The 13,371-nt window shown below is 63.5% G+C and carries 14 protein-coding genes; 9 read left to right on the plus strand and 5 right to left on the minus strand.

Features of this window, described 5'->3' with window-relative positions; translation table 11 throughout:
- The first annotated feature begins 74 nt into the window (after window positions 1–74).
- Window positions 75–1,382 carry an MFS transporter gene (locus H351_RS09975; protein ID WP_007733487.1) on the plus strand — a complete coding sequence of 436 codons (1,308 nt, stop codon included), beginning with the start codon at window positions 75–77 and terminating at the stop codon, window positions 1,380–1,382.
- Here the strand turns inward: H351_RS09975 and H351_RS09980 are convergent.
- Window positions 1,366–1,914, minus strand: coding sequence for a hypothetical protein (locus tag H351_RS09980; RefSeq protein WP_029256020.1), 549 nt, complete (start codon window positions 1,912–1,914; stop codon window positions 1,366–1,368). The two genes, H351_RS09975 and H351_RS09980, sit on opposite strands and share 17 nt — an antisense overlap.
- Before the next feature lie 70 nt (window positions 1,915–1,984).
- Here H351_RS09980 and H351_RS09985 point away from each other — a divergent pair, with 70 nt between their 5' ends.
- From H351_RS09985 to H351_RS09995, 3 genes are read left to right on the plus strand one after another with little or no spacing between them, the layout of a single operon-like run.
- Entirely contained in the window at window positions 1,985–2,575 is a 591-nt protein-coding gene (locus H351_RS09985) for a TetR/AcrR family transcriptional regulator (RefSeq protein ID WP_029256019.1), read from the plus strand.
- A gap of 48 nt (window positions 2,576–2,623) precedes the next feature.
- On the plus strand, window positions 2,624–3,430 hold the full coding sequence (locus tag H351_RS09990) for a TrmH family RNA methyltransferase (RefSeq protein ID WP_029256018.1): 807 nt from the start codon (window positions 2,624–2,626) through the stop codon (window positions 3,428–3,430).
- Window positions 3,427–3,687 carry a DUF2537 domain-containing protein gene (locus tag H351_RS09995; protein ID WP_029256017.1) on the plus strand — a complete coding sequence of 87 codons (261 nt, stop codon included), beginning with the start codon at window positions 3,427–3,429 and terminating at the stop codon, window positions 3,685–3,687. The genes H351_RS09990 and H351_RS09995 overlap by 4 nt, the downstream gene beginning before the upstream one ends.
- Before the next feature lie 20 nt (window positions 3,688–3,707).
- Here the strand turns inward: H351_RS09995 and H351_RS10000 are convergent, their stop codons facing one another.
- The 4 genes from H351_RS10000 to H351_RS10015 all read right to left on the minus strand — a co-directional run bounded on the left by H351_RS10000 (window position 3,708) and on the right by H351_RS10015 (window position 7,999).
- Window positions 3,708–4,493 carry a DUF6928 family protein gene (locus H351_RS10000; RefSeq protein WP_029256016.1) on the minus strand — a complete coding sequence of 262 codons (786 nt, stop codon included), beginning with the start codon at window positions 4,491–4,493 and terminating at the stop codon, window positions 3,708–3,710.
- 52 nt (window positions 4,494–4,545) lie between these two features.
- The gene (gene sepH, locus H351_RS10005; protein WP_019744919.1) at window positions 4,546–5,487 is read right to left on the minus strand and encodes a septation protein SepH; all 942 of its coding nucleotides are present in this window, start codon (window positions 5,485–5,487) and stop codon (window positions 4,546–4,548) included.
- A 199-nt stretch (window positions 5,488–5,686) separates the two neighbouring features.
- Window positions 5,687–6,808 (minus strand): phosphoserine transaminase, encoded by a 1,122-nt coding sequence (serC, locus tag H351_RS10010; RefSeq protein ID WP_007733484.1) that lies wholly within the window; start codon window positions 6,806–6,808, stop codon window positions 5,687–5,689.
- A 63-nt stretch (window positions 6,809–6,871) separates the two neighbouring features.
- Window positions 6,872–7,999 carry a citrate synthase 2 gene (locus H351_RS10015; RefSeq protein WP_003940025.1) on the minus strand — a complete coding sequence of 376 codons (1,128 nt, stop codon included), beginning with the start codon at window positions 7,997–7,999 and terminating at the stop codon, window positions 6,872–6,874.
- 245 nt (window positions 8,000–8,244) lie between these two features.
- Between H351_RS10015 and pdxH the strand changes: the two genes are divergently transcribed.
- The 5 genes from pdxH (at window position 8,245) to H351_RS10040 (ending at window position 13,297) form a co-directional block, all read left to right on the plus strand.
- A complete protein-coding gene (gene pdxH / locus H351_RS10020; RefSeq protein ID WP_021332218.1) occupies window positions 8,245–8,958 on the plus strand; it encodes a pyridoxamine 5'-phosphate oxidase in 714 nt (237 codons plus the stop codon).
- A complete protein-coding gene (locus tag H351_RS10025; protein ID WP_029256015.1) occupies window positions 8,955–10,220 on the plus strand; it encodes an MFS transporter in 1,266 nt (421 codons plus the stop codon). The genes pdxH and H351_RS10025 overlap by 4 nt, the downstream gene beginning before the upstream one ends.
- Before the next feature lie 41 nt (window positions 10,221–10,261).
- The gene (locus H351_RS10030; protein WP_029256014.1) at window positions 10,262–11,209 is read left to right on the plus strand and encodes an aldose 1-epimerase family protein; all 948 of its coding nucleotides are present in this window, start codon (window positions 10,262–10,264) and stop codon (window positions 11,207–11,209) included.
- 358 nt (window positions 11,210–11,567) lie between these two features.
- The gene (locus H351_RS10035) at window positions 11,568–12,866 is read left to right on the plus strand and encodes a citrate synthase (protein WP_003940509.1); all 1,299 of its coding nucleotides are present in this window, start codon (window positions 11,568–11,570) and stop codon (window positions 12,864–12,866) included.
- A gap of 68 nt (window positions 12,867–12,934) precedes the next feature.
- The gene (locus H351_RS10040) at window positions 12,935–13,297 is read left to right on the plus strand and encodes an FKBP-type peptidyl-prolyl cis-trans isomerase (protein WP_019744913.1); all 363 of its coding nucleotides are present in this window, start codon (window positions 12,935–12,937) and stop codon (window positions 13,295–13,297) included.
- Window positions 13,298–13,371: the final 74 nt, after the last annotated feature.

Here is a 13,371-nt window from a genome sequence, read left to right on the forward strand (position 1 = left end):
TACATAGAGGTCGTTGCCCAAACGAATTACTCGAGGGGCAAGATGGTGGAGTGCCCCGAGACCCCGATTCCGGCATGTTTGCCGCGCTCCACAACCGCAACTACCGCCTTTGGGCTTCCGGACAGATTGTTTCTCTGGTCGGCACGTGGATGCAACGTATTGCCCAGGACTGGCTGGTACTGACGCTCTCGGACGGCAACGCGTTGGCGGTGGGCATCGTCATGGCCTTGCAGTTCGGTCCGACGCTGTTTCTGTCGGTGTGGGGTGGGGTGCTGGCCGATCGGTACGACAAGCGTCGGATCCTGATCTTCACGCAGTGGGCGAGTGCGGTATGCGCACTGGTGTTGGGTCTGTTGGACGTCGGTGGGCTCGTCGCGTTGTGGCACGTCTTCCTGATCGCCTTTGCCCTCGGCTGTGTCTCGGCGCTCGACGCACCGGTGCGTCAGTCGTTCACTATCGAGATGGTGGGCAAGGAACACCTGTCCAATGCCATCGCGCTCAACTCGATGACGTTCAACACGGCCCGCATCGTCGGTCCGGCCATCTCGGGTGTTTTGATCAACCTGATCGGAACCGGATGGGTGTTCCTGCTCAACGTCGCGACGTTCGGTGGGGTCCTCATCGCGCTGTACCTGATGAACAAGAAGGAGCTGATCCCGTCCGAACCGGCGCCGCGTACCAAGGGGCAGGTGCGCGACGGGTTCCGATATGTGTGGGGTCGCAAGGACCTTCGGGTGATCATGGTGTCCGTCTTCATGGTCTCGACGTTCGGCCTGAACTTCGCGATCAGCCTGGCGGTGATGGCGCGCAACACGTTCGGCCTCGAAGCCGACGGTTACGGACTGCTGTCCACGACGCTTGCCGTGGGAACCCTTGCAGGCGCTGCGTATGCCGCAAGGCGCAAGGAAGCGCCGCGGTTGCGGACGTTCCTCGGTGCCGCCGTGGCTTTCGGCGTGTTCGAGGTCGCGGTGGGATTGATGCCTACCTATGCGTTGGTGGCGCTGATGTTGATCCCCACGGGCGCACTGACGTTGACGTTCACGACGTCCGCAATGAACATCCTGCAGATGTCGGTCCCCTCCGAGATGCGTGGGCGGGTGATGGGCATCTACATGCTCAGTTTCCTCGGTGGCACACCGCTGGGAAGTCCGCTGCTTGGTTGGCTCGCCGACTCCGTGGATCCCCGTGCGCCCCTGATCGTGGGCGGAGTGATCTCGCTCGTCTCGGGCACAGTGGCCGGGGTGTACCTGCTACGTAGCGAAGGGCTGAAACTTCGTCTTGCGAGGCCGGAAGACGGTGGCAGGTTGCCGGTGTTCGTCCTGCGTCCGGTGATCGTGTGCGACGCGACCGAACAGGCAGTCGAGGCTAGCCGCGCGCCGTGACCTTCTCGCGCTTGGGAAACACCGTGTAGCTCAGGGCGATTGCTCCCCAGATTCCCAGCACCACTGTCAGCTTGCTGATCCATCCGTCGAGGGCACCCGTACGTGCGGGGTCGTCGACGAGGAAGATGGCCGCGCCGAGAAGTCCGCACGCGATGGCCCAGGCGATCGCGGCTTTGCCGAACTCGCGCCATTCGCGCAGTGCTCGCGCACTCCCGTACTCGGGTGGCGCGACGGGAGCCGGGCCGCCGGCGAATCGGTAGGCGAACCTGGCGTCGGCCCAGGAGATGAGACTGTGCCCGAACGCAACGGAGAATCCGATGTAGGCCGCAGCAAGCCCGTGGGTGAAGTTCGCCTCGCCGCCGCCCCGAAGATCGAGGGCTGTGGCGACGAGCAGGACGACGTCGACCAGGGGTGCGCAGATGAGCAGTGCGGCACCCAGCGTCTTGCGGCGCAGCAGATAGCGGGCGGCGAGACCGGCGGCGATGAACACCCAGAACATGATTTCGCACGCGATGATCAGATGGACGATCATGACATCAGCTCATTTCTAGTACGACTGTGTTAGTGATCGAAAACTAGCACAACTGTGTTAGCTTTGTGAAGTGGTGAAACGAAGCAGCCCCGATGAGCGACGGGAAGAGATCGCCGAGGCTGTCTGGCGTGTGATCCGTCGTGATGGTGTGGCGAGCGCGAGCGTCCGGGCCGTCGCGGACGAGGCGAAGATGTCGACGGGGTCGCTAAGGCACTTCTTCGCGACGCAGTCTGAACTCTTGCTGTTCGCGATGACGCTCGTGACCGTCCGAGTGGAGAAGAGAATCGCCGGCATCGACTTCGATCCCGACATCCGCCGCGCGATCCGCCAGTTCACCGATCAGTTCGTTCCCCTCGACGAAGATCGGCGTGAAGAAATGCAGGTCTGGGAGGCGTTTGCTGCTGCTGCCCAGACCGATTCGACGTTGACGGCAGTGCGTGACGAGACGGACCGGACGCTGTTCGAGCACTATCGAACATTTGTCGAGGCCGTACATGATGCAGGATTCCTGCAGCCGGACGCTTCGGTCGACATCGAGGCGATGAGGTTGCATGCGCTCGCCGACGGGCTCGCGTCGCACGGCGTCGACAATCCCGAGCGAACCAATCCGCAGGTGATCAGCCAGGTGCTCGACGCGCATTTCGCTACGCTGCTGCGCTAGGTCGGGAGTAGTGACGGGGGCCCGCGGTGCGTACGGCACGATAGACCCGTGGTTCACGTCATCGACATCTCAGATCCCGCCGACCCCCGGTTGGATGACTTTCGCGATCTCAACTCCTCGGATCGGCGCCCCGACCTGCCGGAGGGCAAGGGACTGGTCATCGCCGAAGGAGTGTTCGTCACTCAGCGACTGCTGACGTCGCGGTTTCAGCCGATCAGTCTTCTCGGCGTTGAACGACGGCTCCTGGAGCTCGCTGACGATCTCGACGGTGTGGACGTGCCGTTCTACCGTACGAGCGCCGAAGTGATGGCCGAGGTCGTCGGATTCCACCTGAACCGTGGCGTCCTCGCTGCAGCAGCGCGCCCGGCACCACTCACGGTCTCGGACGTGCTGAAGGACGCAAAGACCGTCGTGGTCCTCGAAGGCGTCAACGATCACGAGAACCTCGGCTCGATGTTCCGCAACGCTGCAGGGCTCGGCGTCGACGCCGTTCTGTTCGGGAAGGGTTGTGCTGACCCGCTGTACCGGCGGTCGGTCCGTGTGTCGATGGGGCACGTGCTGCGAGTGCCCTTCGCGCATGTGGCAAAGTGGCCACATGACTTGGATGAGCTGCGTGGCAACGGTTTTCAGCTCATATCCTTGACTCCGAATCCGGAAGCGGTCACTTTGGCCGAAGCGATGACCGGGGAGAAGGTGGCGCTACTGCTGGGCGCCGAGGGGCCAGGTCTGACCGAACATGCGATGCGGGCCACCGACATTCGTGCCAAGATACCGATGGCTCCCGGCACCGACTCGCTCAATGTCGCGACCGCAGCGGCGATGGCCTTCTACGAACGTGTCAGGACCGGCCGGTGACTCTGGACCGCACGCCCTGGTTCACCGGAATCGCGGTGTCGGTATTCGCCGCGATGCTCTCGACCAGCGCCGTCGCGACGTTCTGCATCGCGCTCGGCAACGTGAACGTGCTCCTGGCGGTTGTCGTCAATATCATTGCGGTAGGCGGACTTGCGCCGACCGTGTGGCGCTGGCGAGCCGTCCCCGTGTGGCGATGGGTGGTCTACGGCGCGGTAGTCGGCGTTCCGCTCGGGTGGATCGCAGCGATAGCCGCGTGACTGTGTGATGCTTGTTCGCGCTACTTGAACCCGAAGTACCGGGCGAGGCGACCGCGCGGCTTGGCCACGGGTGCGTCGTGGATCGGCGGCATGTTTTCGGGCGTGGGTATCTCTGTCGGCGCCTGCTCGGGTACCGGTACGGGAGCTGGGGGCGCAGGTTTGGGTGCCTCGCCGGGACGATGAATCTTGAAGCCCCACAGGAGAATCTGCGTTGTGTCGAGTTCGTGTTCTCGCGGCGCGCCGGTGTATCGGAATCCCAGCCACTCGAGGTTGGCGGACTCCGCGAACTGCTGCGGGTGGAACGGAAGTGACTGCGGATCGGGCAGGAACCCGGGCGGGTAACGCAGGGGATGGTTGCCGGCCCAGAATTCCAGTTCCCACGTCTGCGGGATCCCCAGATTTTCGACGATGTCGATCGGGAGGGCACTGAACGAGCGTCGTAGCTCGCCGTTCTCCCACAGTGCAAACGAACCCTGCGCGGTTTCGGGGACGGAGCTGATCAACAGCGTCGAGCCACCCTCGGCCGAAAGGTGCCAGGACTCAGGCAGTTTCGAGGGGACAAATGTGCTGAGTTCGGAACTGCAGACGACGCTCACTCGGCCGTACGCGCCGACGAAGACGTAGCCGGGGCTCACCGTCGCGGCCATCGACAGCGGCTGAGGACCGAGAGACTCGAACTCCTTGTCCGGGTACAGCGACATGGCGATGTTCAGCGCCTCGGTCTGATCCGGCTGTGGGTACTTGCTCAATTCGGTGCGAGCGTCTGCGCCGCCCAGAAACCAGATCGTCGATACCCGTGCAGCCACCGGCAGCCCTCTCTCCTCAGCCTCGCTCGAAAGAAGAATACTTTCCTTCGGGTCAGCGACCGCTGCTGCGGACCCCGAGGAGTACGTCGTCCCACGAGGGAAGAGCAGGCCGTCCGCGCTTGTCCTTGGTCTGCGTCTGCTGCGGAGCGGTTTTCGGGGTCACGTCCGGTGCAGGCTCGGGAACCTCTTCGTCGACGACTGTTTCCGGCTCGACAGCAATCGGCTCGGGCGCCACGATTCGTTCCGCCACCACCGTTCGCTCGGAAGCTGCTGTCCGCTCGGAAACTGCTGTTCGCTCGGAAACTGCTGCGGGCTCCGGCTCGATCTCCGCCACCGGTTCGACGTCGAATCGGGACAGTTCAAGCTGCTGCGGCTCGTTCGAAACCACCGGTACCAGGCCGCGGAGTGGGCGACCGAAGTCGGGATCGATCAAGTCGAATGCCGCGTCGTCGAGTGCGACGATCGTTCCGCCGTGCGCGTCGGGCTGGTAGCGCCAGTGTGCGGCGTTGGTGGTGCGGCCGGCCTGCCACTGCAACTGCGCGACCCACTGATTGTCCTCGTCGCGCCAGGCATCCCAGGTGGCCTCGTCGATGCTGTGGCCGCGGGCGCGGAATGCGTGGGTCACGATTTCGGAGAGGGTGGGAACCGTCGGGCCGTTGTCGCGTACCGGGTGTCCGCCCTGCGCCATTTCCGCGGCGCGGGAACGCTCGAGCAGAACGGGGTACGCAAAGCGCTCGACCTTGCTGATGGGGATCTTCGCTTCTTCGGCGACCTGCTCTACGGAAGCACCGGAACGAATGCGCGCCTGAATTTCGCGGGGACGGAGTTGGCTTTCCATTTCGATCTCAATCTGGCCGAGTCGAGCCACGTCTCCGCGGGAAGCTGCACGAAGTTTGTCATCGGCGGGAAGCCGGAATTTCTGGCCGGTTTCAGCATCTGCGCACACCACATGCGATCCATCGGGTTCAAGTCCGATCACTCGAAGCTCTCGCACATTGACCTCCTTATCGCGCCGGCTCGCGACTTTGCGCCGCGCTCAACTGTAATTCATTCGTGACCATGGACTCGGCAGGACACGCAGGGCGAGATGACCTCGGATCCGACCACCGGTGTGGTAGCTCACAAGGCCTGGCGCAAACGACGCTCGGCCCCCGACATCATGTCGGGGGCCGAGCGGTGAAGCAGTATGAAAATCAGCCGAGCTGAGAAACGACCCAGTCGATGCTCTTGGTGAGAGCGGTGACGTCATCGGGGTCGATGGCCGGGAACATGCCGACGCGCAGCTGGTTGCGGCCGAGCTTGCGGTACGGCTCGGTATCGACGATTCCGTTGGCGCGCAGGATCTTTGCCACCTCGGCAGCGTCGACGTCGTCGTTGAAGTCGATGGTGCCGACAACCTGCGAGCGGTGTGCCGGATCAGCGACGAACGGGGTTGCGAACTCGCTGGCCTCGGCCCAGTTGTACAGGCGCGAGGACGAATCCGCGGTGCGAGCGGTGGTCCAGTCGAGGCCGCCGTTGCTGTTCATCCACTCGATCTGGTTGGCGAAGAGCAACAGGGTGGCCAGGGCCGGGGTGTTGTACGTCTGATCCTTGGAGCTGTTGTCCACGGCGATGGGCAGCGAGAGGAAGTCAGGCGTCCAGCGGCCCGAATCCTTGATCTCCGCGACGCGCTCGAGGGCGGCCGGGCTCATGAGCGCGATCCACAGTCCACCATCTGCAGCGAAGCACTTCTGCGGAGCGAAGTAGTAGACGTCGGAATCGGCGACGTTGACCGGAAGTCCACCGGCGCCCGAGGTGGCGTCGATGGCGATCAGTGCGTTCTCCGAACCCGCGGGGCGCGAGACGGGGATCGACACACCGGTGGAGGTCTCGTTGTGCGCCCAGCCGATGAGATCGACGGACGGGTCGGAGACCGGCACCGGTGCGCTGCCCGGATCGGCGGAAACGACGATCGGGTCACCGATGAACGGGTTGGCCTTGGCGACCGAAGCGAACTTGGAGCTGAATTCGCCGTTGGTCAGGTGCAGCGACTTCTCGCGGATGAGGCCGAATGCGGCCGCATCCCAGAACGCAGTGGTTCCGCCGTTGCCGAGGACGACCTCGTAGCCCTCGGGCAGTGAGAACAGATCGGCGAGGCCGGAACGAATGCTGGCCACAACGTTCTTGACCGGCTTCTGGCGATGGCTGGTGCCGAACACCGAAGCGCCCACCTCGACCAGGGACTGCAGCTGCTCGGGGCGAACCTTGGAAGGACCGCAGCCGAAGCGTCCGTCGGCGGGCTTGAGGTCGGCGGGGATGATCGGTGTGGAGGTCATCGCTTCTTTCTGTTCCTTCACTTGTGTTCTGTACTACCGTGATTGGCGAATTCGAGCGGGGTACTACGCGTGGCTGATCTGGTCCCAGCCCTCGACCGACTCCGGAGTACGGGGCGCCGGGCCGGTGTAGATGGCGGCCGGGCGTACCAGTTTACCGAGACGCTTCTGCTCGAGGATGTGTGCACACCAGCCGGCGGTGCGGCCACAGGTGAACATGGCAGGCATCATGTGCGCGGGAACCTCGGCGAAGTCGAGGATGACGGCGGCCCAGAACTCGACGTTGGTCTCGATCGCGCGATCGGGACGACGCTCACGGAGTTCTGCCAGTGCAGCCTGCTCGAGAGCTGCGGCAGCTTCGTAGCGGGGAGCGTTGAGGCGCTTCGCGGTAGCGCGGAGCACGCGTGCACGGGGATCTTCGGCGCGGTAGACGCGGTGTCCGAAGCCCATGAGCTTTTCCTTGCGGTCGAGGATTCCCTTGACCAGTGCGCGGGCGTCGCCGGTCTTCTCGGTCTCTTCGATCATCGGAAGAACGCGGGCCGGTGCGCCGCCGTGCAGCGGGCCGGACATCGCGCCGATGGCGCCGGAAAGCGAGGCAGCGACGTCGGCGCCGGTGGAGGCGATGACGCGGGCCGTGAAGGTGGAGGCGTTCATGCCGTGCTCGGCTGCCGAGACCCAGTACGCGTCGATTGCCTCGACGTGTGCCGGATCGGGCTCACCCTTCCAGCGAACCATGAAGCGCTCGGTGACCGTCTTGGCCTCGTCGATGCGGCTCTGGGGGACTGCAGGCTGGTAGATGCCGCGAGCGGACTGCGCGACGTACGACAGTGCCATGACGGATGCGCGGGCGAGCTGGTCGCGGGCGGTCTCGTCATCGATGTCGAGGAGCGGCTGGTAGCCCCAGATGGGAGCCAGCATCGCCAGTCCGGCCTGGACGTCGACACGGACGTCGCCGGTGTGAATGGGGAGGGGGAACGGCTCGGCCGGCGGGAGGCCGGGGCCGAAGCGGCCGTCGACGAGAAGGGCCCATACGTTGCCGAAGGTGACCCTCTGGCCGACCAGGTCTTCGATGTCGACACCGCGGTAGCGCAGTGCGCCGCCGTCCTTGTCGGGTTCTGCGATATCGCTGGTGAAGGCGACGACGCCTTCGAGTCCGCTCACAAAATCGTCCGGTATTGCTGCGCTCGCTGCCATTCTCGTGGACTCTCCTCGTTCGAGTGCGCCAGGTCTACAGTCGCACTGCCTCAGCTTCAGTGACTGCGCCTCGGTGCTCGCAGGGATGAGCACGCACCGTGTTTTGTACTGCGCAATCGTCTCGTCCCGATTCGGTTGCTGTCGCTGGTGCGGCTCGCGGTCCGGGTCGGGTCTAGCCACGGCAAACTTTAGCGCGTGCCGCGTAGCCGTTGGCCAGTGAGTACCCGGGAGTAGCGTTCTCGGCTGTGTCGAATGAACGTCAGGACCCGCAGGCGGTGGACAACGAACTCGCGGCCATGCGTGTGGGCTATCCGCAAGCAGGCAGCGAATCGGAGTCCGTCGAGGACCGCATGAGTGCGGAATTGGATACCTCGGTCGTCGAGACCGGTTGGCTGCCCCTCATGCGTCAATGGCTCGTGGACGCCGTCGAAGCTGACGCGCCGGAGCCCAACGCCATGACTCTGTCGACGGTGGACGACGGTGGGCATCCGGCGTCGCGCACCGTGCTCTGCAAAGGGCTCAGCGAAGACGGTGTCCTCTTCTTCACCAACTACGGATCCGACAAGGCTCGTCACCTCGCCGCCCACCCGTACGCGTCGGCCAACTTCACGTGGCTGACCCTTGCCAGGCAGGTGATCGTCCGCGGCACCACCGAGCGCGTGAGTGCTCAACTGACGCAGGAGTATTGGCGAACCAGGCCTCGTGGATCGCAGCTCGGCGCGTGGGCGTCGTCGCAGTCTCGTCCGATCGACTCGCGTGCCGATCTCGACGAGCAACTGCGTGAGGTCGCCGCCCGATTCGGCGTGGACGGTGAGATTCCGGTGCCACCGAACTGGGGCGGGATTCTGATTCGGCCCGAGTCCGTCGAGTTCTGGCAAGGACGCGCGAACCGCATGCACAATCGAGTTCGCACGAGCCTGGTCGACGGACAGTGGTCCGCCGTCCGTCTCCAGCCGTGAGCCGGTTACTCGCGGACACGACTCCGCTCGAGAATCGCGACTATCGACGGCTGTGGACGGCCGGCATCGTCACCGTCATCGGCGCTCAGCTCAGTGTGGTCGCCGTACCGCAACAGGTGTACGAGATCACCCGAAGCTCGGCCTACGTCGGTCTGACGGGAATCTTCGGTCTGGTCCCGCTGGTCGTTTTCGGTCTGTGGGGCGGCGCACTGGCCGACGTCATGGATCGACGACGGCTGTTGATGATCACCTCGATCGGACTCGGTGTCACGTCGGTGCTGTTCTGGATCCAGGCTGCTCTGAACGTGAACAACGTGTGGTTGGTGCTCGGATTGTTCTCGGTTCAACAGGCGTTCTTCGCGGTGAACCAACCGACGCGAGCGGCGATCATCCCTCGGTTGATTCCGGGCAGGCAGTTACCTGCCGCGAACTCGCTGAACATGACTGTCGTGCAGTTCGGTGCAATAGCCGGCCCGCTACTGGCGGGTGTCCTCATACCGTCGGCCGGTCTGCAACTGCTGTACCTGCTCGACTCGATCTTTCTGATCGCCACGTTGTGGGCAGTATGGAAGCTCCCGGCGATTCCGCCGACCGGCACGTCTCGACGGGCAGGATTGAGCGAAGTCCTCGGCGGTTTCACGTATCTCGCGACGCAGAAGGTTCTGCTCGCGTCGTTCGTGGTGGACATCATCGCGATGGTGTTCGGGATGTCGCGAGCACTGTTCCCGGAGATCGCACACGAATCCTTCGGTGACCCCGCCAGCGGTGGTTTTGCGCTCGGACTGCTGTTCGCGGCGATGTCGGTGGGAGCAGTTCTGGGCGGTATCTTCTCGGGTTGGTTGCCACGAGTTCAGTACCAGGGGCGGGCCGTGCTGGTCTGCATCGCGCTGTGGGGGCTGTCCATGGTCGGCTTCGGCGTAGCGGTGTACTTCGCGAGTCCCGGTTCCAGTGTGATTCTGCTCTGGGTGGCGGTCGCATTCCTGGCATTCGGCGGCGCCGTCGACATGGTCTCGGCCGCATTCCGCAGCACGATGCTTCAGCAAGTGGCAACCGACGACATGCGCGGACGACTGCAGGGCGTGTTCATCGTGGTCGTGGCAGGTGGTCCGCGTATCGGTGACGTCCTGCACGGCGGTGCGGCCTTCCTGTTCGGAACCGGTATCGCGGCAGCGGGCGGCGGCTTCCTGGTGATTGTCGGTGTTGTCCTTTCTGCCCTCGCATTTCCGGCGTTCGTTCGCTACAAGGTGGGACGCGCCGTCTGACGTCCTGGTTAACCGGTCGCTCGTGGTGGAAACTGGTACGTATGACTGCGCCGCACAGCACGGGTAGGGGAGGGTTCGAGATCCGTGGTGGCGGCTATCGAGCCGAGATCGCCGCGGCCGGTGCCGGGTTGCGGCTTCTCGACCACGAAGGACCGAACGGTCAGCGCGCGCTGACCGAGACCTGGGCACTCGGCTCGAAGCCACCGCTGTCGGCCGGATTGGTTCTCGCGCCGTGGCCCAACCGAATTCGCGACGGGCACTTCATGTTCGACGGGATCGAGCATCAACTCGAGATCACCGAACCTGCGCTGGGGAACGCGAGCCACGGGTTCGTCCGTCGTCGCAATTGGAGCCTCGTGGACCACACCTACGAGCGCGTCGAACTGTCGGTGGACGTCGGACTGCACAAGGGTTGGCCGTATCCGTTGCAGCTGACGATCGCCTATGAGGTCGGTGCCGACGGGTTGACCGTCACGCATACGGCCACGAACAAGGGTGCGACCTCGTCTCCGTTCGGGCTCGGAATGCACACCTTCATTCGCGCCGGCGACTTTCCGCTCGACGAATGTGCGCTGCATCTGGCCGCAGGCACGCGGTTGCCGATCGATCCGGCGAGGATGCTGCCGAATGCGTATTCGCAGGCAGTCGCCGGTACGGATTACGACTTCCGGACACCGAGACTGCTCGACGGGGTTCAGTTGGACACGCCGTACAGCGCATTGGACGTCGTCGACGGCAGTGGTCGGACGCAACATGAGCTGCTGGCTCCGGATGGAACGGGCACTGCCCTGTGGACCAACCGCGAGTTCCCGTGGATTCAGGCCTTCATCGCAGATCCCGCCAACGACAAGGGGTATCCCGATCGCGGCCGCGCATTGGCTTTGGAACCGATGACCTGCCCGCCTGACGCCTTCAATTCGGGCATCGACCTCCTGGTGCTTCACCCGGGTCAGACGTGGACGGGTAGCTGGGGCATCAAGGTTCTGTGATCCGGCTCTCATACCGTGGGATCGTGTAACGCCGAGTAGGCATCAGCCGATAACGATCGGTTTTCGGTAGCTCGTGTCAGTGCTCCGGACGGTCCGACATTGGTCCCATTCTCGGATTGCTGCCGAGATTTGCAGATCAATGTGGGTAAATGCGCGATTCCGTAGACTGGAGTACCGGTCATGCGAGTGGGAAAACCCAGCCTGGAACGTGTTTCAGTTTCGGTGGGTATGTCGGGTTCGTGAGTACCCGAAAAATAGCCGTGGAGCGACCCTCCTTCGGCACGATCTCTCACGTGCGACTAGTTTCTAGTTGATCGCATGTAGTTACTCGTTGGTTCGAGCTTGAGAGGGATCCTTCGTGCCCGCTGACAATGACACAAAGCCCACGCTTACTTACCCCGGTGGTGAGTACACGATGTCCATTGCCAGGGCAACAGAGGGCAATGACGGCATCGAGCTGGGAAAGCTGCTGGCCACAACGGGGTACACCACCCTTGACCCCGGTTTTGTGAACACTGCATCCACCAGTTCTGCAATCACCTACATCGACGGTGAGAAGGGAATCCTGCGTTACCGCGGATATCCCATCGAGCAGTTGGCAGGTAAGTCGACGTTCATCGAGGTCAGCTACCTGCTGATCTACGGCGAACTGCCGACCGACGCCCAGCTCGAGTCCTTCACGGACCGCATTCGTCGACACACCCTGCTTCACGAGGACCTCAAGCGGTTCTTCGACGGATTCCCGCGCAACGCTCACCCGATGCCGGTTCTCTCTTCCGCAGTGAACGCACTGTCGGCGTACTACCAGGATTCGCTCGATCCCGAGGATCCGGAGCAGGTGGAACTGTCCACCATCCGTCTTCTTGCGAAGCTGCCGACCATCGCTGCGTACGCGTACAAGAAGTCCGTCGGACAGCCGTTCCTGTACCCGGACAACTCGTTGAACCTGGTCGAGAACTTCATGCGTATGACGTTCGGCTTCCCGGCCGAGCCGTACCAGGGTGATCCCGAGGTCGCCAAGGCACTCGACATGCTGCTGATCCTGCACGCGGACCATGAGCAGAACTGCTCCACGTCGACCGTGCGCATGGTCGGCTCGTCGGACGCCAACCTGTTCACCTCCGTCTCTGCCGGCATCAACGCACTGTGGGGCCCGCTGCACGGTGGCGCGAACCAGGCAGTGCTCGAGATGCTCGACGAGATCAAGGCCAGCGGCAGCACCGCAGCCGAGTTCGTCCGCAAGGTCAAGAACAAGGAAGACGGCGTGAAGCTCATGGGCTTCGGGCACCGCGTCTACCGCAACTACGATCCGCGCGCTGCGCTGGTCCGCGAAACCGCGCACACCATCCTCGCCAAGCTCGGCGGCGACGACGAACTGCTCAACATCGCAATGCAACTCGAAGAGGCCGCCCTCACGGACGACTACTTCATCGAGCGCAAGCTCTACCCGAACGTCGACTTCTACACCGGCCTCATCTACCGCGCGATGGGCTTCCCGCCGCGCATGTTCACGGTGCTGTTCGCCATGGGCCGTCTGCCCGGCTGGATTGCGCACTGGCGTGAAATGCACGAGGATCCGGCTACGAAGATCGGCCGCCCGCGCCAGATCTACACCGGCTACACCGAGCGTGACTACAGAGACATTACGTCCCGCTGACGCGGACCTAGCGATATTACAACCCGCTAGCTTTCTGCCCCCTATATTCGCCTCAACGAGGAGGACCCATGAGTAGCAAGCCCGTAATCGAGTTCCAGGAAGGCCCCGCGCCGACCGATCTGGTCATCAAGGATCTGGTTGTCGGAGAAGGCGCCGAAGCCGTTCCCGGTGGCACCGTCGACGTTCACTACGTCGGTGTCGAGTTCGAGTCCGGTGAAGAGTTCGACTCTTCCTGGAGCCGTGGCGAGTCCATTCAGTTCCCGCTTCGTGGCCTGATCAAGGGTTGGCAGGACGGCATCCCGGGCATGAAGGTCGGCGGACGTCGCCAGCTCACCATTCCGCCGGAGCTGGCATACGGCCCCGCCGGTGCAGGGCACCAGCTTTCCGGCAAGACCTTGGTCTTCGTGATCGACCTGCTGGAAGCCAAGTAATTCACTGTGCGCCTTTATTAACCCCCCGCGGTTAATAAAGGCGCACAGCACAAGCAGCCCCGCACCGGCAGGTG

The sequence above is a fragment of the Rhodococcus erythropolis R138 genome, assembly GCF_000696675.2.
Taxonomy (GTDB): domain Bacteria; phylum Actinomycetota; class Actinomycetes; order Mycobacteriales; family Mycobacteriaceae; genus Rhodococcus_F; species Rhodococcus_F erythropolis.

What these genes read in the sequence shown, in the direction of transcription:
- H351_RS09975 (WP_007733487.1), top strand. Translation starts at nt 75, where the DNA reads ATGTTTGCCGCGCTCCACAACCGCAACTACCGCCTTTGGGCTTCCGGA.
- H351_RS09980 (WP_029256020.1), bottom strand. Translation starts at nt 1,914, where the DNA reads ATGATCGTCCATCTGATCATCGCGTGCGAAATCATGTTCTGGGTGTTC.
- serC (WP_007733484.1), bottom strand. Translation starts at nt 6,808, where the DNA reads ATGACCTCCACACCGATCATCCCCGCCGACCTCAAGCCCGCCGACGGA.
- H351_RS10015 (WP_003940025.1), bottom strand. Translation starts at nt 7,999, where the DNA reads ATGGCAGCGAGCGCAGCAATACCGGACGATTTTGTGAGCGGACTCGAA.
- H351_RS10030 (WP_029256014.1), top strand. Translation starts at nt 10,262, where the DNA reads ATGACTGCGCCGCACAGCACGGGTAGGGGAGGGTTCGAGATCCGTGGT.
- H351_RS10040 (WP_019744913.1), top strand. Translation starts at nt 12,935, where the DNA reads ATGAGTAGCAAGCCCGTAATCGAGTTCCAGGAAGGCCCCGCGCCGACC.